15 protein-coding genes are annotated in these 19,963 nt (G+C 54.6%); 6 read left to right on the top strand and 9 right to left on the bottom strand.

Features of this window, described 5'->3' with window-relative positions; translation table 11 throughout:
• Positions 1-12: 12 nt before the first annotated feature.
• Positions 13-888, top strand: coding sequence for a DNA-formamidopyrimidine glycosylase family protein (locus CAMM_RS09480; RefSeq protein ID WP_003846491.1), 876 nt, complete (start codon positions 13-15; stop codon positions 886-888).
• Between the two features lie 10 nt (positions 889-898).
• Entirely contained in the window at positions 899-1,312 is a 414-nt protein-coding gene (locus CAMM_RS09475; protein WP_003846489.1) for a YccF domain-containing protein, read from the top strand.
• Between the two features lie 41 nt (positions 1,313-1,353).
• Here CAMM_RS09475 and CAMM_RS09470 read toward each other — a convergent pair whose 3' ends face one another.
• The 5 genes from CAMM_RS09470 to CAMM_RS09450 form a co-directional block, all read right to left on the bottom strand.
• Positions 1,354-2,814 (bottom strand): phytoene desaturase family protein, encoded by a 1,461-nt coding sequence (locus CAMM_RS09470; protein ID WP_003846487.1) that lies wholly within the window; start codon positions 2,812-2,814, stop codon positions 1,354-1,356.
• Positions 2,815-2,823: 9 nt separating this feature from the next.
• Positions 2,824-3,495, bottom strand: coding sequence for a DedA family protein (locus CAMM_RS09465; RefSeq protein ID WP_003846485.1), 672 nt, complete (start codon positions 3,493-3,495; stop codon positions 2,824-2,826).
• Positions 3,496-3,603: 108 nt separating this feature from the next.
• Positions 3,604-5,238, bottom strand: coding sequence for a glucose-6-phosphate isomerase (pgi, locus tag CAMM_RS09460; RefSeq protein ID WP_003846483.1), 1,635 nt, complete (start codon positions 5,236-5,238; stop codon positions 3,604-3,606).
• A 158-nt stretch (positions 5,239-5,396) separates the two neighbouring features.
• On the bottom strand, positions 5,397-6,830 hold the full coding sequence (locus tag CAMM_RS09455; protein WP_075761550.1) for a Na+/H+ antiporter family protein: 1,434 nt from the start codon (positions 6,828-6,830) through the stop codon (positions 5,397-5,399).
• Between the two features lie 255 nt (positions 6,831-7,085).
• The gene (locus CAMM_RS09450) at positions 7,086-7,409 is read right to left on the bottom strand and encodes a chorismate mutase (protein WP_050759844.1); all 324 of its coding nucleotides are present in this window, start codon (positions 7,407-7,409) and stop codon (positions 7,086-7,088) included.
• Positions 7,410-7,586: 177 nt separating this feature from the next.
• Between CAMM_RS09450 and pcrA the strand changes: the two genes are divergently transcribed.
• The gene (gene pcrA, locus CAMM_RS09445) at positions 7,587-10,301 is read left to right on the top strand and encodes a DNA helicase PcrA (protein ID WP_147581079.1); all 2,715 of its coding nucleotides are present in this window, start codon (positions 7,587-7,589) and stop codon (positions 10,299-10,301) included.
• Positions 10,302-10,305: 4 nt separating this feature from the next.
• Here the strand turns inward: pcrA and CAMM_RS09440 are convergent, their stop codons facing one another.
• Both CAMM_RS09440 and CAMM_RS09435 read right to left on the bottom strand, forming a co-directional pair.
• Entirely contained in the window at positions 10,306-11,058 is a 753-nt protein-coding gene (locus tag CAMM_RS09440; protein ID WP_003846474.1) for a M23 family metallopeptidase, read from the bottom strand.
• Positions 11,059-11,788: 730 nt separating this feature from the next.
• Entirely contained in the window at positions 11,789-12,565 is a 777-nt protein-coding gene (locus CAMM_RS09435) for a M23 family metallopeptidase (protein ID WP_003846472.1), read from the bottom strand.
• 792 nt (positions 12,566-13,357) lie between these two features.
• On the opposite strand from CAMM_RS09435, the gene CAMM_RS09430 reads away from it, so the two are divergent.
• The 3 genes from CAMM_RS09430 to purH all read left to right on the top strand — a co-directional run bounded on the left by CAMM_RS09430 (position 13,358) and on the right by purH (position 17,249).
• Complete coding sequence (locus CAMM_RS09430; RefSeq protein ID WP_147581078.1) at positions 13,358-14,959, top strand: cell division protein PerM; 1,602 nt, start codon at positions 13,358-13,360, stop codon at positions 14,957-14,959.
• Positions 14,960-15,047: 88 nt separating this feature from the next.
• Positions 15,048-15,653, top strand: a complete 606-nt coding sequence (gene purN / locus CAMM_RS09425; protein WP_075761549.1) for a phosphoribosylglycinamide formyltransferase — start codon at positions 15,048-15,050, stop codon at positions 15,651-15,653.
• A 39-nt stretch (positions 15,654-15,692) separates the two neighbouring features.
• Positions 15,693-17,249, top strand: coding sequence for a bifunctional phosphoribosylaminoimidazolecarboxamide formyltransferase/IMP cyclohydrolase (gene purH / locus CAMM_RS09420; protein WP_003846463.1), 1,557 nt, complete (start codon positions 15,693-15,695; stop codon positions 17,247-17,249).
• A gap of 111 nt (positions 17,250-17,360) precedes the next feature.
• Here the strand turns inward: purH and CAMM_RS09415 are convergent, their stop codons facing one another.
• The gene (locus CAMM_RS09415) at positions 17,361-18,638 is read right to left on the bottom strand and encodes an alpha-hydroxy acid oxidase (protein ID WP_003846462.1); all 1,278 of its coding nucleotides are present in this window, start codon (positions 18,636-18,638) and stop codon (positions 17,361-17,363) included.
• Positions 18,639-18,684: 46 nt separating this feature from the next.
• Entirely contained in the window at positions 18,685-19,953 is a 1,269-nt protein-coding gene (locus tag CAMM_RS09410; RefSeq protein WP_050759842.1) for an MFS transporter, read from the bottom strand.
• Positions 19,954-19,963: the final 10 nt, after the last annotated feature.

The following is a 19,963-nucleotide window of genomic DNA, read 5'->3' as shown; positions in this document are numbered from 1 at the left end:
GGATAGGCGCTTATGCCAGAGGGAGATTCAGTACTGCAGTTATCGAATAAGCTGCAGTTTATGGTTGGGCGCCAGGTCACGCGGACCTCCATTCGCGTACCGCGCTATGCCACATCGACGTTTACTGGTGATTACTGCGAAAACGTCTGGCCGTACGGCAAGCATTTATTCATGCAATTTGGCGAGCAGATTTTGCACACCCACCTCAAGATGGAAGGGCAATGGTCCATCCACTACGCCGGGGATAAATGGCGCAAACCCGGATTTACCGCCCGCGCCGTGCTGAACCTGGCCAATACTCCCCGCGATATCGAGCTCGTCGGCCATAGCTTAGGACACGTCGAGGTCTATCCCATTGCCAATTACTATGACCGCATTGCTGATTTAGGCCCCGATATCCTCGACGAACAGTGGGAAGAGTACGGCCGCGACGAAGCTCTCCAACGCATACTTTCTCGTCCTCACCGCTCCATCGGTGCGGCACTGTTAGACCAGCACAATGTGGCAGGCATCGGAAATGAATACCGCGCGGAAGCGTGTTTTATCGCAGGCATCGACCCACGTGACTCCGTTGAATCCATCGGCGTGACCAGGGTGGAAAGCGTGGTGGATATTTCGCGAAAAATCATGTGGGCCAATAAAGATTCCCCAGTGCGCGTGACCACGGGCGTCCGGCGCGCCGGGGAGACCACCTATGTCTTCGGCAGAAATAACCAGCGCTGCCGCAGGTGCACCACCACCATCTACACCGATCGTCTCGGCGGGCCCGATGCCGGGGGAGAAGACGGTGAACTCGAGCGCATTATTTGGGTCTGCCCACACTGCCAACCTCGTCTAGATACGAGATTGGGTGCAAACCCTGATGTCAATGTCGGCATTGTCGACTAGTTTGGGTTTTATGAAAACGATTCTGAACATCATCTGGTTTATCTTCGGCGGCTTTGCCCTCGCGCTGGGCTACTTCTTAGCAGGCATCATTGCCTGTGTGCTCATCGTGACCATTCCGGCAGGTGTGGCTAGTTTCCGCATGGCAAGCTACGCGCTGTGGCCCTTTGGCCGCAGTGTTGTCCAACCCACCCGCGGTACCGGTGGGTTTAGCGCTATCGGCAACCTCATTTGGTTCTTGGTCGCGGGCCTGTGGCTTGCGATTGGCCACATTATTACCGCAGCAGGGCAAGCAATCACCATTATTGGTATTCCTTTGGCCATTGCGAACGTCAAAATGATTCCGGTGACCTGCTTTCCATTTGGCCGCTCGATTGTCCCCAGCGACCGCATTCCCTTTGGCTACGAACCCATGGTGAAGCTCTAGCGGACCAAGCTCCAGCGGACCAAGCTCTAAAGGGCCAAGCTCTAAAGGGACAAAATATCGTAGGCGGCGTTCGCCCCGGCCATACCATGCACGCCTGCTCCTGGCGGGGTTGCCCCAGAGGCCATGAAAGTACCTGCGCCGAGGCGATAAGGGTGTACCGTCAGCCCGGGCCGTAATAACACCCGAAGGCCTGCCATGGTGCCGCCGGCAATATCTCCGCCAATAATATTGGGATTCCATGCTTCTAATTGCCTGGGGCTGGTGGACTGCTTGTCCACGATGATGTCTTTAAACCCTGGGGCGAAGCGCTCGATTTGCGCCTCGATAAGCCCGGCCACCTCACCGGGGTATTGCTCCTGGTAGCCGTGCGGCACATGGGCATACGTCCACAAAATATGTCCCGACTCAGCACGGGTGGGATCCGCTACTTGCTGCTGGCAGACCATCACGAAAGGCTTCTTTGCCAGCACGCCTTTATGGGCAAGCTTTTCTGCATGGTCGATTTCTGCGACGCTGCCGCCTACGTGCACCGTCGTTGCTTGCCCCACCCGTGGATCTGACCATGGCACTGCTTCAGTGAGCAGATAATCGACTTTGAATACTCCAGTGCCATAGCGCCAATTCTTAAAACGCGCGCGGGAGCGCGGAGTGATGTCTGCGCCAGGAAGCTGCAGTATCTGTCTTGGGGTGAGATTGAGAACAAGCGCATCGTAGGCCGGTAGCTGTCGGAGATCTGTGACTTCAGAATTGAGATGAATGCGTACGCCATGCGCGCGTGCTGCGGTAACCAGCGCGTCAGTAATAGCTTGGGTGCCACCGACTGCAACTGGCCACCCGCGGCTCATTCCGAGCGCAGAAAATAACGTCCCAAAGGCGGCCGTCAACGGCTGGCTTGGCGGCACGATTGCATGTACTGCGCTTCCGCTTAGCAATGCGCGTGCACGCTCGTCGCGAAAAAGAACCTTGGATAGCGTACTCGCTGAAGCTAAGCCGGGAATACCGAAATGTGCCATGCGCAAAGGATGCGCAGGAAAGCGCAGAATGGGGCCTAGGAAGTTGGCGAGATGGTCATCAATATTGTCCACGATATGCCCATGCAACCTACGCCAAGCAGCTCCATCACGGCCTAGCTCTTCGGCTGTTTCCTTCAGGGAGCGATGCAACACGGCGGCGGGAGCAGCATCAAATGGGCGGGCCAGTGGATAGGTCGAATGCGCCCACTGCAAGCCGTACTGAGCTAAATCCAGCTCGTGGAAAATTGGGCTTGCGACTCCAAAAGGATGCGCGGCGGCACCGTAATCTACGATCGCGCCGGAGCCGAAGACCGCGCCTGAGGTTGCCGCGCCACCGGCAGTGCCGGATTTTTCAAAAACCTCTACTTCCCACCCTGCTCGCGCGAGCACAATTGCTGCGGTAAGTCCGTTGTGGCCACCACCAACGATGACAGCCCGCTGCTTGCGATGACCGTTTTCGGCAGCAGGTTTCTGAAAAGTTCCGGGCATAGAAAAAGTCTAGGATTTGCGGGAAGGCAACTGATCCGTTGATTCTTCCGCGGATGGGGCATTCCCGTTAGCTTTACGCTTGCGGCTGCGGCGAATGAGCAATACCAAGACCACGACGATGGCCACGATGATGAGCAGATAAACCACGGTGGAATACTGATCGACATAGTCTGCGACCACGGTATAGGACTCACCAAGCCACATACCCAGCACGATGAGCAAGGCATTCCAGCCTGCCGAGCCGACACCTGTCCATACCGTGAACTTCACAGGATTCATGCGGTCAATACCCGCGGGGATGGAAATCAAGGAGCGGATACCGGGGAGGAAGCGGCCAAAAAAGACCGAGGCAGGGCCGAATTTATCAAACCAGTGCAAGGACTTATCCACGTCACTGGCCTCTACCAGCCACATCCAGTCTGCGATCTTGCGCAGGCGTTCGGCACCGATCCACGCGCCAATACCGTAAAGTATCCAGCCGCCGATAACGGAACCAGCAGTGGCCCAAATAAACGTGGGCCAAAAGCTCAGACTGCCCTGGGAGATGGTAAATCCGGCTAGCGGCAGAACCACCTCGGACGGGATCGGAGGGAAGAGGTTTTCCAGCAAAATAGCGATGCCGACGCCCGGGGCGCCGAGGATTTCCATCAGCTGGATGATCCAGTCAATTATTGCCTGCACGGTAGCCGTCCACTCCTTGTAGGTTTCATTTCAAATGCTCAAGTGTGCCCAAAGAATATGAACTGGCCGTGAAGAGAAACTGTATGTTATCTGCACGAACGCTGGCAATTATCGGTGCGAGCGGAACCACTGAATGAGCGTGTCAGTAGAAGAGTCACCAGTATTGGCCTCTTGTTGACCTGATACCGCTGGTGCCAGGTCATTTGCCTGTTGTTTGCCAAGCTCCACACCCCACTGATCAAAGGAGTTGACATCCCAGATCGCACCTTCGACAAACACGATGTGCTCATAGAGTGCAATCAGGCTGCCAAGCACAGCTGGCGTAAGCTCCTGCGCCAAGATGGTGGTGGTCGGGCGGTTGCCGGGCATGACCTTGTGCGCGACGAGCTCTGGGTCTACGCCTTCTGCGGCAATTTCCTCCGCGGTCTTGCCAAAAGCTAAGACCTTGGTCTGCGCGAAGAAATTGCCCAGCAATAAGTCATGCATTGACCCAGTGCCATCGGCTGTGGGGAAGTCTTCCTTCGGACGCGCAAAGCCAATGAAATCAGCTGGGACTAGGTGCGTGCCTTGGTGTAGGAGCTGGAAGAAGGCGTGTTGGCCATTAGTGCCCGGCTCACCCCAGTAGATCGGACTGGTTGTGGTGGTCACTGCGGAGCCATCGTGGCGGACGGACTTGCCATTAGATTCCATCGTCAGCTGCTGCAGATAGGCAGGGAAGCGGCCGAGGTCTTCAGAGTAGGGAAGTACCGCGTGTGACTGGGCACCGTAGAAGTTGGTGTACCACACGCTCAGCAGCGCCATGAGCACAGGAATATTGGACTCCAATGACGCGGTGCGGAAGTGCTCATCCATGGCATGGAAGCCTTCGAGAAAGCGCATGAAGTCCAAAGGGCCTATGGTGCATATCAATGACAAACCAATGGCGGAATCGACGGAGTAGCGTCCACCTACCCAGTTCCAAAAACCAAACATATTGGAGGTATCAATGCCGAATGCCGCAACTTCTTCCGCGTTGGTCGATACCGCGACGAAGTGTTTGGCAATCGCGGATTCATCCCCGTCGAATTGCTCGAGAAGCCAACGGCGTGCGGCATGGGCATTAGCCAGGGTTTCCTGTGTGGTGAAGGTCTTGGAGGCAATGATGAACAGCGTGGAGCCGGCATCTAGTCCGTCTAAGGTCTGAGCAAGGTCTGCTGGATCCACATTGGAGACAAACTCCGCGGAAATACCTGCTACTTCATAGCTGCGTAGAGCTTGTGCGGCCATGGCGGGGCCCAGGTCGGAGCCTCCGATGCCAATATTGACGACCTTTTTAATGGTGTGGCCGGTATGACCCAGCCACTTGCCGGAGCGTAGAGCAGTAGCAAAATCGCGCATGCGGCCGAGTACTTCGTGGACATCAGCGGCCACGTCCTGGTCATCGACTACCAAGTCATCTTCGACCGGGATGCGCAACGCCGTGTGCAAAACCGCTCGGTCTTCGGTGGTGTTGATGTGCTTGCCGGCAAACATATCCGCACGGCGTTGTTCTACTCCTGCTTGCTGGGCGAGTTCTACTAGCGCGGATAGTACCTCGGCATCGATGAGGTTTTTCGAAAGGTCGACGTGCAGTCCTGCTGCGTCGAAGGTCAAAGCTTCGGCGCGGTTGGCATCGTCAGCAAAAAGCTGTCGTAGCGTCGTGTCCTTCTTCGCCGTAAAAAGCTGCTGAAGCTGTGCCCATGCAGGCTGTTGCGTGATATCCATGATTGACCTTTCAATGACCAGCGCTGAAGTAGTAAATTGAGCTACCTCTAAATTAGCCAAAATATTGCTTTGAGGCGGAAAATAGCAACGGCTTCTCCACAAAATATGTGAAGAAGCCGGAAATAACTTTTAAAGCGACGTTGTGGCGCGTGTTTGAATTACAAAACCATGGCGGCAATCCAGCCGGCGATCAGCAGCGGAATGTTGTAGTGAATAAACGTTGGAATAACCGAGTCATGGATGTGGTCGTGCTGGCCATCCGCGTTAAGGCCAGCTGTCGAGCCCAACGTCGAGTCCGAAGCCGGGGAGCCGGCATCACCCAAAGCACCTGCGGTGCCGATGATGGCAACAGTAGCCATCGTCGAAAAGCCAAGCGATAGGCACAAAGGGACGAAAATGACGGTGATAATCGGCAGCGTGGAAAAAGACGAGCCAATGCCCATGGTGACCACAAGACCTACGATTAACATCGCTGCGGCTGCCGCGGCTTGGTTTTCGCCGAAGACAGAGGACACGCCTTCGACAAGCGATTCGACCTCACCGGTTTCGGTCATGACTGCGGCAAAGCCCTGCGCGGTGATCATGATGAAACCAATCAGTGCCATCATGCGCATGCCGGAGGAAAAGACATCATCGGCCTTGTTCCATTCCACGGCACCGGTAAGCAGCAAGATAGCAAGGCCCACCAAGGCACCAACCAGAAGGCCATCGGCTTCAAAATCGAGTGCTTGCATAATGACCTGCACGGCGAAGGTGGCAACGATGGCGATTAGTGCTACCCACACCTTGTAGGTAGAAATATTTTGGCCAGTAGGCTCTTCTGCCAGCGGACGGTCTTCGTAGACACGGGGCTTGCGGTAGCTGATGAAAACCGCGATGAGCAGACCAGCGAGCATCCCCACAGCGGGAATGGCCATGACCTGCATGATATTGATGCCGGAGGTGTCCAAACCGGCTTCATTAATATTAAACAGCAAGATGTCGTTCAAGAAGATGGAACCAAAGCCCACCGGAACGAACATGTAGGTGGTGACCAAGCCGAACGTCAATACAGAAGCAATCAGACGGCGGTCGATGCCTAGCTTATTAAATACCGTCAAAAGTGGCGGAACAATCAGCGGGATGAATGCAATGTGGACGGGGATGACGTTCTGGCTCATGATCGCCATCGCCAGCAAGCCAATGATGATGAGGTACTTGGTGGTGGTCACGGCCTTTTGGTTGGCTGTATGGATGATGGGGTCTTCTGGTTCATCAGAGTCACCGGAGCCTCCGGAGCCTCCGGCGCCGACGGTTGCTGGCTGGTTGCTCGGTGCTTTATTAGCGTTGACGCGGGCAAGCAACAGGTTGGCCAGGATTTGTGGCAAGCCAGTGGATGCCACTCCCATGGCAAATGCGCCGAGTAGGGCGTAGCTCAGCGCAATCTTGGCGCCGCCACCTAAACCTTCTTGAAATGCGAGCATGGTGCCATCCAGCCCGAGGCCTGCGAGCAGACCTCCGACGAGGCCACCCAAAAACATTGCGACGACGACATGCACGCGCACTAGGGCCAGCACAAGCATGACCACGACAGCAATTAAGACAGCATTCATACTTAAACAGGGTATTAGCAGCAACCTTTTATAAAAAATTATAATTGGCTGTACAAAAGTGATTCTCGTCCCAGCTCAGCGGAGCAATATCTCACAAGACCGTGAGCCACACGCTTTCTGGGACGGCAAAAGAGCTTCCGTGCTGGTCGATGCACTTTGTGACGGCTCGTGCCGAACTGTGATGGCTCGTGCCGAACTGTGATGGCTGGTGCAGCAGAGCTTGGCGATGACAATAAAGCCCGGAAGCTTTCAGTATTAGCCGAGCTTGCCGCGGCCCATGCGCAGCAGAGCAGAGGCGATTGCTGGACCTTCTTCGCCTAATTCATCCCGGAACTGATTGAGGATAGAGATCTCACGGGTGTGCACCAAGCGCGTGCCGCCGGAGCCCATGCGGGTCTTGCCAATAGCTTGAGAGACTTTAGTCCGGCGCTTGATGGCATCTAGAATGGTGCGATCCATGCGGTTGATCTCTTCGCGATACTTCTGAATCTCGGCATCAGATAATGGATCATCGGTGCCCGAGGGCATGCGGATATCCGCGTTATTTCCGCCATCGCCTAACTGCAAGTCTTCTCCCATGAGTTCGTCCTGGGACTGCTTATTGCTAGCATCAGTGCGGCCAGATTCAGAAGAGTTGTCCATAACTACATCATTCTGCCACTAAGTAGGGGAAACCGAAATCACTGACCCGTGCTTAAAGGGCATAAGTGGTTGTGGCAAGCGGTGTCCGAGGCACCGGGTAGGTTGGAGGGTATTATGCGCAGCGAATCAAATAACCAAGACGAACACCAGTCACACAACTTTGACCAGCTTCCTTTTCCACCTTTAGAGCCTGAGCCAGAGTTTGCCCCACCAGAAGAAGCAGATCTGCCACCCGAAGATGCGTTTGACCTGTTTCGGGATTCTTGGATGGGTCAGACGACTACACCGCAGCAGCGAAACCCCTTCGCGCCTTCGCATGAATCGTCCTCCAATCCGTTTGCGGCAGGCCGTGGGCAATCGGCACCCTCGCCATTTCAGGCGCGGGCCAATCAGGAAAGCTCCTACCGAAACCGGCCACAGCTCAACGTGAACGAAGATAAGTTGGTTGAAGGTCTCAACCCACAACAGGTCGAAGCAGTTCAGCACACTGGTTCGCCCTTGTTGATTATTGCCGGTGCAGGTTCGGGTAAAACTGCGGTGCTAACTCGCCGCATTGCTTATCTCATGGGCACCAGGGGAGTAGCGCCGTGGGAAATCTTGGCTATTACCTTTACCAATAAGGCCGCCGCGGAAATGAAAGAGCGCGTGGGGCAATTAGTAGGACCCGTGGCAGAGCGGATGTGGGTGGCCACATTCCACTCAATCTGCGTGCGGATTCTGCGCCAGCAAGCCCAATTAGTCCCCGGTTTGAATACGAACTTCACCATTTATGACGGCGATGATTCCCGCCGTTTGCTGACGATGATCGCTAAAGACATGCAGCTGGATATTAAAAAGTTCACCTCGCGCGTGCTGGCCAACCAGATCTCGAATCACAAAAATGAGCTGACCTCGCCGGATACGGCCTTGGCAGAAGCTGAGAAGACGAAAAATCCCTTCGAACTCACCGTCGCGCGGGTATTTGCGGAATATCAGCGTCGTCTCCGCGCGGCCAATGCAGTAGATTTTGATGACCTCATTGGGGAAGTAGTGCGCATCTTCGTGCAACACCCGCAGGTCGTTGAGTTCTACCGTCGCCGATTCAAACACGTGCTCATTGACGAGTATCAGGATACAAACCACGCCCAGTATTCCTTGGTCGCAGCCTTAGTCGGCGACGACCGAGAAAACGGCCCGGAGCTGTGCGTGGTGGGTGACTCGGACCAGTCGATTTATGCATTCCGTGGCGCGACCATCCGCAATATTGAGGACTTCGAGCGTGACTACCCAGGTGCACGGACGATTTTGCTGGAGCAAAACTACCGCTCCACCCAAACCATTTTGAGTGCCGCCAACGCGGTGATCGCACAAAATGAAAACCGTCGCAAGAAAAACCTCTGGACGGACCACGGCGAAGGCGAAAAGGTCATTGGCTATGTAGCTGATAACGAGCACGATGAAGCGCGCTTTATTGCCTCAGAAATCGACGCTTTGGCGGATAAGGGACGCAACTATTCCGATCTCGCGATCATGTACCGCACCAATAACGCTTCGCGTGCTTTGGAAGATATCTTTGTGCGCTCAGGCATTCCGTACAAGGTCGTTGGCGGAACCAGGTTTTACGAGCGCCGCGAAATTCGTGACATCATCGCATATCTGCGGATCATGGATAACCCAGATGATTCAGTAAGTCTGCGCCGGATTATTAACGTGCCTAAGCGTGCCATCGGCGATAAGGCTCAGGCGCAGATTGCCACGCATGCCGATAACCTCAATATCAGCTTTGGTAAGGCACTCTATTTTGCCGAACAGGGAGAAGTCCCAGGGTTGGGGACCCGTGCTGTAAATGCGGTGACCAAATTCAACGACATGATGTCTGGAATCCGGGAGCAGATTCCCGCGATGATAAATGATGTCACTAAACAGCCAGACTTGGGTGAATTAGTCAGCGCTATTTTGGATGCCACCGGCTATAAAGCGGAATTGGAAGCATCTAATGACCCACAAGATGGAGCGCGTTTAGACAACCTCAACGAATTGGTTTCGGTGGCACGTGAATTTTCTTCCGAAGCAGCGAACCAATTGGCTTTTGACGGATCTGATTCAGATATTGAGGTTGCCCCTGAACTTAGTGAGGGAGAGGCTGCACCGGGTTCACTGCAGGCCTTCTTGGAGAAGGTTTCTTTGGTTGCTGATGCAGATCAGATTCCTGAAAATGAATCCGGCGTGGTCACCCTGATGACTTTGCACACTGCGAAAGGCTTGGAATTCCCGGTTGTATTCCTCACCGGTTGGGAGGAGGGACAGTTCCCACACATGCGCTCCCTCGGTGACCCGAAGGAGCTCAGTGAGGAACGCCGCTTGGCGTATGTAGGAATTACTCGTGCCCGTGAAGAGCTTTACCTCACTCGTGCGATTCTTCGTTCATCGTGGGGTAATCCCATGACGAATCCGGCCAGCCGCTTCCTCGGCGAGATCCCGGAGGATCTCATCGACTGGCGCCGCGAAGAACCGCAAAGCTCAATGGGCTCAGCGTGGGACTACGATGATTCCTATTCTTATGGTCGTTCTTATGACTCGAGCTGGTCCGGCTGGGGCCGTAGTTCACGCTCCGCCGCGACATCCCCTTCGCAGCGAACTCGCTCTTCTAAGGCTTCGGAAAGCTCGATGTCCAAGAACAAGAATTTGGATTTAGTTGTAGGCGACCGCGTCAACCACGCCAAATATGGCCTGGGCACAGTCATCGCTGCCGATGGTTCAGGTCTGCGATCGACTGTAACCATCGACTTTGGTTCCGCAGGCAAGGTCAGGCTCATGCTCGTGGGCGGCCTGCCTATGGAAAAACTCTAGGAAACTAGAAGTAGATTCCGTTACCTGCAAACCATGGCTTCGGGTCGGTGGCGTTCGCGCCGTCCGGCCAAATCTCGAAGTGTAGGTGCGGTCCAGTAGATTGACCTTCGCTACCGATAGAGGCAATCTGCTGTCCTGCGGTCACACGCTCGCCAACACCGACGAGCAAGGATGAAGCCTGCATGTGTCCGTAGACGGAGATAGAGCCGTCATCGTGCTTGATGCGGATCCAGTTGCCGTAGCCCTGCGCTGGCCCGGATGAGATAACTTCACCGTCCATGACCGCGTAGATCGGAGTGCCAATGGGGTTGGCGATATCGATGCCGTTGTGAGTTGTTCCCCAACGTGAACCATAGGTTGACGACAGCTTTCCTGAGGTTGGGAAGACGACTGTGCGTCCATCAGGAGTGCTGCCGCGCTGTGGAGACAGTTGAGAGGGCTGGGAAGGAGCGAACTGCTCTGCTAGCCCAGGAATCGTGCTTGGGTCTAAGACAATGGAGACACCGTAGTCGGTGCGCTCGATTGTGGGGACTGCACCGTTGTTAACAATGCCGTCCAAACTGCTAAATAACCCAATTGCTGCGTTGATTAGCTCGGGATTATCAACATGGTTTACTTGCGCTTCGGAAGAACCTTCCGCGAGACTGACGCTGAGCGCCGAGGTGTCTGCAGTGGCAGCCGAGACCGTGGCAAGGCCGATGCCTGAGGCAGCAACTATTGCCAGTGCAGTTTTGGCTGCGCGTGGAATGCGCTTCATAGATTCGATCCTTTGCTAAACGCTGTACATCAGTGTTTGGTTTAGCCACAGTAATCAGCAGCGCAATAAAACTGGCTCAGCTTGGTCTAGAAAACCAAGAAAGAGTGTCGTTACATAGCTGTGATTGTGTTGTAGCAACGTTGTTAAAGCTATCGGTAGTTGGGTGACCGCGCAATGAGGATTCGAGCGATCATGGCAGTCTATTTTCGATAAATCATCGAACGTCCCAGCATGTTACGTATGTGACTAATGTGATTAAAGTGGCGAATGTAAACTAGCGGTTCAATCTCTGGGGGTGTCGGACGGGGGTGGGATTTGAGGGGGTGCTAGGTAATCCCCGGCGTGCCTAAAATACGGTTTCTGCCATTGCAGGGTAAGTTGCTGCGTTTGGCATTTTAGGTAATTGCCTCTTTCGAATGTCTAAAGCTGAGCCTATTTGGACGTATGGTGTGGACATTAAAAGTGCATTAATCGTGCGTCATCGGTAGGTCTGCTCGCATATGCCGCGAATCGGTCGCCTAGGGCCCTGGCCAGCCTTGGGTACAGGAATGGGTAATTCTGCGCTTAGTAGGGCAGTGGGCGGTAAGTGGGGCGCTGTAGGGCCTTGCTTTAACTGTCCGGGGGCCACTGGCCGGAAGGTGGCTATCTATCGGATAAAACGAGACCGGGTGCCTACTGGCAGCAAATGCTAGTAGGCACCCGGTCTCGGAAGTTTATAGAGTTTAAGGAATTAAGATACCGATACGCCGCGCTCTTCGAGCCATGGTACTGGGTCAACTGCGGTGTTGCCGTCTGGGTAGACCTCGAAGTGCAAGTGGGATCCGGTGGAGAAGCCAAGGTTGCCCATGCCTGCAATCTTTTGGCCAGCGTGAACAGTCTCGCCAACGGAAACATCAAGAGTTTCCATGTGTCCGTAAACCGTGATGGTTCCGTCTTCGTGCTTGATGCGGATCCAGTTGCCGAATCCAGATGCAGGACCGGAGTCGATGACGATACCGTCCATGGCTGCCAAGATTGGGGTGCCATTCGCATTGGCAATGTCGATGCCCTTGTGGAATGAGCCCCAGCGAGGTTCAAATCCTGAGGTGAATGTGCCTTCCGCGGGGCGGACGACGGATGGGGCGCGGGCTGCTTCGTCTGCTGCTGCGCGAGCCTGGGATGCCTGGATTGCAGTGTTGAGCTGTTCGGAGAGGTTTTGAACCGGCTTGGTTTCTGCAACGGTCAGGATCTGCGGGGTGGTGGCGACTGCGCCATCAATCTGGGACTGGATGTCCCCAGATACCTGGTCAAGCGGGGAAGTCTTGCTTACTTGCTTGAAATCAGTGGTCTGAGTTTTAACCGAGTCCACAGGAGTATTTTGTACCTGGGCTGCAGCTGCTCCGCCAACGCCAGCAGTAGAAACCGCGCCTGCAGCAACGGTTACTAAAGCAATGCGTCCCTTAGCTGTCTGTGCGATGTTCACCTTGCGGTGACGTCCAACGCCAGAGCGCTGAGAAATGCTTTGCATGAATACTTTCTTCCCTTTGATGTTTCACTCCTGGAGCGTGTGCATCTCTCGGATGCGAGAGGGTGTCACGTTGAACCCTTGCTCTTTATCGGATTGTGACCTTACTGTTACCAACGAGAGGTAACAATAGCGTCTCAAAGGTACTCGGGCAAGCTCTTTTTGGCCTTTGATTGAACCTGGCTTCATTTTCTACTCGGTTCATTTTAGAACAATGTCCGTTAGTCCAGTTCACGCGTTTATCGAATTGAGATTCGGCGAGAAAAATTCTTTGCAAAATTAATTGTGATTACCGACTCTTTCGCGGTTTTAGGCTTTCTGAGGCGGAAAATTTTGGAATCAATGTCGCCAAAAATGAGATTCTAAAGACCGTGTTTATAGCGTGACGTGAACTGAAAATAGCGATGAGAACTGAGCCTAAAAACTTAATCTTATTCCTTATATATAGGCGTACTTTGAACCTGCTGCAAAACTTGAGGGTATCTTCGCTGATCGAAACTGAAGAGCGTGTGGTGGCTGAGCGCTAGAGCTAGCCTGGAACTTAGCTGAGAGTCGGGGTGCCAACGCTAAAAAGGGGAGAAATCGTGGCAAGGTGTATATCCGATGAGCAAAAACACTAGCCCCCAATCTCGGTCGAGTTCAGGCCCGCGTAATTCAACGCGCAGCCGTGGAAGAGCTCGGAGCAGTTCGCCGTCTGCTGCACGTGTTGCGAAGACGGTAGGGAATGGCGCCAAAGAGCGTCGTTCCAATGGCCCGGTGACGTGGCGTTCACGTCTACGGCGGATGTTTTTTGTCGTGGCCGTTCCAAATCTTGTCGCCTTCTTTTCGCTCGTTGCTATCGCGCTGGCAACGGTATTGCTAACGAGTTCGCCAATGGCGTGGTTGCCTACAGCAATTGCGCAGTCTTGGATGGTGACGAATCTAGCGCCAGTAGTGACTTCGGATATCGTCGTCTCAGCTCTACCTTTTCTTCCGGCGCTGATTTTGGGATGGCTAGTAGCGGCTAATGTTCATCGCGCTGTCAAGGATAAAGTCAGCGTGAATGATCTACTCGCGCTTTTAGCCTGCGTTGTAGTAATACCGATTGTCTTAATATTCGTCGCTTGGTTCATGCTGTGGGACGCTTCGCAGGTTTATGAGGTTTCACCGCCTCCACTTGCGCAGGCGATTATCCGTGCGGTAGCTCTACATCTAACGGCGTTCGCGATTGGCATGGGGCCACGTTTGTGGCGTGCTTTAGCGCGTCGCTACAAGGTTCCACGCGTCGTAGTGGATGGCGTGGTTCATGCAGTGCTCGCACTGTTAGCACTTTTTGCAGCGTCGGCTTTCGTCCTGCTCGTCGCGCTGATCGTTAACTGGAAAAACCAAGCGGCTATTTTGGATGGTTTTCCGCAATTGACGGGATTCGCACTCTTCGCACTGATCGGTTTGTCCGTTCTCTATCTTCCGAACCTGCTTATTGGCGTGGCTGGGATTCTATTGGGGGCTGAGTTTCACATTGGTGATGCCAGCGTCAGTCTTTTCAGCGTTCACTTGGTTCCACTTCCACCGCTGCCGCTGCTGGGGGCTGTCCCTGGTTCGGCATCCTCATGGGCAATCGGACTACTCCTTCTAACGGCTGTAGCTTTTGCATTTGTTGCGCTTCGCCAGCGTCCTAGCTTTGTGCAGTCACTTGTTGTGGGCGTAGCGATGGGAGTGCTCGTCCTTCTCTTTGGTTATTTCATCACCGGTGAGCTTGGTTATTATGAATCGGTCGGGCCAATGCTATTCATCGCTGCGGGATTGGCAGTTGTATGGGGCTGCGGCATCAACCTGGCTGTAGCTACCGGAATCATGCTCAAAGAGCGCCGAGACAATGAACCAGATGAATCTGCTGTTGAGGAATCTTCGTCTGCATCTGTTTCCTCTCAAGATGCTCCAGAAGGTGAAGATGGTCAGGAGCATGAGACCAGTGAAGAAGCAGAATTAGGTTCCTCGGCGAACGAAGACTACATTGACGGCGAGTTGGAAGAGAACCCCGATGATGCGGCTGAGGAGCAAGGCACCACCGAAGATTCTGAACCTCAGGATTTAACCAGCGTGGAGGAAGAATCTGCCGAAGCCGAACCAGAAGAAACTGACGTGCCCGACGAAGACCGAACGACCATTGATGCCGAGGATGGTCAGTCCTCGGAGAATCTAGATCAGGTAGGCGCGGAGTCGGAATACGCAGATGAATCCATTGATATCAATGAAGAAGCGACGGAACTCGAAGAATCCGAAGAGCCTGAAGTAGAGGTCATTGACGCAGCGGATGTTCAAACTGATTCGGTGGACCCTGTAGAGCAGCAACCCCAAGATAATAAGGAAGAGAATGGGGAAGAGATCGGGAAGTCGCAGAAAAATTCTGATGATTAATCCAGGCGTTTTCTTTAATCCCACACTCGGGGGAATAAACGGCCGCATGGTTTCGACCTAGTTAGGGCTACAGACTAGTCTTTAACACGTGACTGAATCGCCTTCGCAAGCATTGAAAGCAACAGCCCCGCTAGAAGTAGTGGTGCTTGTTTCTGGAACTGGATCTCTGCTGCAAAATATCATCGACAACCAAGACAATTCTTATCGGGTTATCAAGGTGGTCGCAGATAAGCCTTGCCCGGGGATTGAGCGAGCCCAAGATGCAGGCATCCCAGCAGAAGTTGTGCCTTTAGGCGCAGACCGAGCGCAGTGGAATAAAGACCTCGTCGAAGCAGTTGGCGCCGCCGATATCGTGGTGTCCGCCGGATTTATGAAAATCCTTGGTGCTGAATTTCTGGCTAGCTTTGAAGGCCGCACTATCAATACGCATCCCGCACTTTTGCCGTCCTTTCCGGGCGCGCACGGTGTCCGGGATGCGTTGGCTTATGGCGTGAAAGTCACCGGCTCTACGGTCCACTTCGTGGACGCAGGAGTTGATACCGGCCGCATCATCGCGCAACGGGCAATCACGATTGAGCCAGAAGATGATGAGGCAAGCTTGCATGAGCGCATCAAGAGCGTTGAACGTGAGCTTATCGTGCAGGTCTTACGCGCAGCGCATGTTCAAGACCAGCAGCTTATTATTGAGATTTAAACCAGATTTCCCACAGTCAGGAAGGCAAGGCTTTCATCCATGAGTGATGACCGCAAGCAGATCAAACGCGCACTAATTAGCGTGTATGACAAGACTGGGCTCGAAGAGCTCGCTCGCACGCTTGATAGCGCAGGCGTAGAGATTGTGTCCACAGGTTCCACGGCCGCCAAGATTGCTGATCTTGGCATTAATGTCACTCCAGTTGAAGCCCTCACGGGATTCCCAGAGTGCCTCGAGGGCCGCGTGAAGACTTTGCACCCTCGCGTGCACGCAGGTATTTTGGCTGATACTCGCAAGCCAGATCACCTCAATCAGTTGGAAGAACTCGAGGTTGAGCCCTTCCAACTGGTCGTCGTAAACCTTTACCCATTCCGTGAAACTGTTGCTTCTGGCGCAGACTTTGATGGTTGCGTAGAGCAAATTGATATCGGCGGTCCTTCCATGGTCCGTGCGGCAGCAAAGAACCACCCTTCAGTTGCAGTCGTTGTGGATCCTGCGCGCTATGGTGACATCGCCGAGGCAGTTGCGCAGGGTGGATTTGATCTGGCGCAGCGTCGTCAGCTGGCTGCGACTGCCTTTAAGCACACGGCAGACTATGACGTTGCAGTATCTGGTTGGTTCGCAGAGCAGCTTGCCGATGTCTCCTCTGTTTCCGCAGCAACTGACCTAGAAGGGGAGGCTCTGCGCTACGGAGAGAACCCTCACCAGAAGGCTTCTGTCGTTCGCGAGGGCAATACCGGTGTGGCAAATGCGAAGCAGCTGCACGGTAAGGAAATGAGCTACAACAACTACCAGGACGCGGATGCCGCATGGCGCGCTGCTTGGGATCATGAACGTCCATGTGTAGCAATTATTAAGCACGCTAACCCTTGCGGTATCGCTGTTTCTGATGAGTCCATCGCAGCAGCACACGCAGCGGCACACGCCTGTGACCCAATGTCCGCTTTCGGTGGCGTTATTGCGGTCAACCGCGAAGTCACCAAGGAAATGGCAACCCAGGTTGCTGACATCTTCACCGAGGTCATCATCGCACCGTCCTACGAAGATGGTGCCGTCGAGATTTTGCAGGGCAAGAAGAATATTCGCATCCTTGTTGCTGAGCATGAAGTACCAGCAGTAGAGGTCAAAGAAATCTCTGGTGGCCGTCTGCTGCAGGAAGCAGACGTTTACCAGGCTGAGGGCGATAAGGCTTCGACTTGGACTTTGGCTGCCGGCGAAGCTGCATCCGAGGAAAAACTCGCGGAGCTGGAATTCGCTTGGCGCGCAGTACGCTCGGTAAAGTCCAACGCCATCTTGTTGGCGCATGAAGGTGCAACCGTTGGCGTGGGTATGGGCCAGGTCAACCGCGTTGATTCGGCGAAGTTGGCTGTTGACCGCGCGAATACTTTGGCTGATTCCGCAGAGCGTGCTCGCGGTTCCGTCGCAGCATCGGATGCGTTCTTCCCATTCGCCGATGGCTTGCAGGTGCTTATCGATGCCGGCGTTTCCGCCGTTGTCCAGCCCGGCGGCTCCATCCGCGATGAAGAAGTTATTGCTGCTGCTGAAGCAGCCGGTATCACCATGTACTTCACTGGCACCCGCCACTTCGCGCACTAAATCTTTTCCCCACTTCGTTCCGGGAAAGACTTGGTGCGTAGAAAGCAAATAGAGAACTGAGGGCCTGTCCGATCGCAAGCATTGTGCGTGATGGACAGGCCCTCGGTAGTTTTAGGCGTCGATATTCTCGTTGTCGTTCTTGAGCCATGGCGCGATAACCTGGCCGGAATTCTTCAAATCCTCAATGGTGCGGGTGCCCATGAGCAACATCGCATTACGGACCTCTTCAGCGAGCAGGTCAATCACCTTGTCCACGCCTTCTTCACCACCGGCCATCAGGCCATAGAGGTAAGCGCGGCCGATAAGCACGAAGTCAGCGCCCAAGCCAAGAGCCGCGACGATATCGGAGCCAGACATCACGCCCGAGTCCAAAATGATTTCTACACCGGGACCGGCTTCCTTGCGCACCTCGGTCAGCGCCTGGATAGAAACCGGGCTGCGGTCCAATTGGCGGCCACCGTGGTTGGACACAATCAGGCCATCAGCGCCAGCATCTAATGCGCGGCGCGTATCTTCTGCAGTCAGAATTCCTTTAACAAGCAACCGGCCTGGCCAAATTGAGCGAATCCACTCTAAGTCCTCAATGGAAAGCGACGGGTCAAACATAGCGTTGATCAGCGTTGGAAGATCAGAAGCGGTATTGGTCAAAGACGCGAAGGTCAGCGGATCTGTGGTCAGGAAATTAAACCACCACTCCGGACGGTAAGACGCGTCCAGTACGGTCTTTGCCGTGAGCTGTGGGGGAATAGTCATGCCGTTGCGGACATCACGCAGGCGCTGTCCAGCGACTGGCGTATCCACGGTGACCAGCAAGGTATCGAAACCCTCATTTTGTGCGCGCTCCAGCAAATCCCTTGATGCCTCACGGTCTTTCCACAAGTAGAGCTGGAACCAGCGGCGTCCACTACCGTCTTTGGAGTTCTTGGATTTTTCAGATGCTTGAGCTACTTCCTCGATGGAGCGGGTACCCATGGTTGATAGTGAGAATGGAATACCCGCCTTGGCAGCAGACGCAGCGCCGGCATCCTCGCCCTCGGAATGCATGAATCGGGTAAACCCAGTTGGGGCAATACCGAATGGTAGGGAGGAGGGGCCACCAGCAATCGTGGTGGACAGGTCTACCTCTGGCGTGGAATGCAGAATCTTAGGGATCAGTTCAATCTCATTGAAGAGCTTCCGGCTGCGGTTAAGAGTCGTTTCGCTCTGCGCTGCGCCGTCGACGTAATCAAACGCTGGGGTAGGGGTGCGACGTTTCGCAATTTTGCGAATATCCCACACGTTGCCCACTGCTGCCAGGCGTGCGGCGCGGCGATCGAGGGTGGGAGCTTTGAACTTCATCAGCGGAAGAATTTCTTTGATTTGAGGTAATTGGTGCTTAAGGCGTGCCATGAGTAGGAATATCCCTTCGGTTTTCTGTCAGCAGGAGCTTGAGTGTTTAATGAATCTTTCGCGGTGCGATTGCGTACGCAAAGATAGAAAGAATGCAGCACGCAGAGAGGTACAGCGCGGGCAGCAATAAGGTTCCTTGGAGTCCAAGAAGCCAGGTCAAAATCAGTGGAGTGAAACCGGCAACGATCGCGCCATTGAGCTCACGCGCCAGGGCAATCCCACTAAAGCGTTCGCGCGGTGGGAAAAGTCCAGCGAGGAACGAGCCTTGTCCGCCTGAGGTAAAGGCGATGACAAAAGCGTAGCCCGCTGCAACAGCTAGGCCACCTGTCCAGGCATTGCCTGATGCCAGTCCCATGAGGATGGGATAGGCCAAAATAGCACCCATGACAGAACCGAAAGCCACTGTTTTACCAGCTCCGAAGCGGTCAGCAGCCCAACCACCGATTGGCGTAGTGAATACACCGACCAGCGAACCAATGGTCACTGCAGTGAGCGCTGCGGCGCGACCCAAGCCCACTTCGGGGGATGTCATGAGCGAAATAGCGAAGACAGCCAAACCGTAGTTGATGGCGTTGTGGCCCGTCATTGCAAGGAAGCCCACGATTAGCGGGCGCTGATGATGGCGGAGCAGCAAAACGATTGGAGTCTTTTGCTTCTCGCCGCGCTCTGCAGCCTTGCTTTGTGCTTCCAGGTACTCAGGAGTTTCTTCGAGCTTGCGGCGAATAAAGATCGCGACGGCAAAGAGAACTACAGAAACCAAGAAAGGTCCGCGCCATGCCCACGCCAGCAGTGCTTCATCACCAGCAGAAGACGCAATGAGGAATGCAACCGTTGCCAAAGCAATACCCGCGGGCGGGGTGGCGAGCACCAAAGAGGTGAGAAGGCCACGGCGCTGCGGCGGCGCGAACTCGGCGACAATCGTCATAGCGCCAGATAGCTCAGCGCCAGCGCCCATTCCCTGAAGCAGTCGAAGCAGCACCAGCAAGATGGGTGCTAGCGTGCCGATGGCCGCAGCAGTTGGCAACAGTCCAATACCAACGGTGGCAAGACCCATAACAATGATAGTCAGAAGCATTGCCGGTCGACGGCCATAGCGGTCACCGAGGTGGCCGACGAGGACGCCGCCGAGTGGACGTGCGATAAAGCCGACCGCGAATGTCGCGAACGCTGCCAGGGTAGCGCCCGCGCCGACATCAGCGAAGAACAAGGGAGCGATGACCAAGCCTGAGGCAGCGCCGTAAAGGGCGTAGTCATACCACTCGATGAGGGTGCCGGATACCGCGGCGATAAGAGCACGCCGTGAGCCGACGCTCATCTTCACCGGC

Source organism: Corynebacterium ammoniagenes DSM 20306, from assembly GCF_001941425.1.
In the GTDB taxonomy this organism is placed as follows: Bacteria; Actinomycetota; Actinomycetes; order Mycobacteriales; family Mycobacteriaceae; genus Corynebacterium; species Corynebacterium ammoniagenes.
The sequence above is the reverse complement of the archived record's forward strand: the minus strand, read 5'-3'. Positions and strand labels throughout refer to the sequence as shown.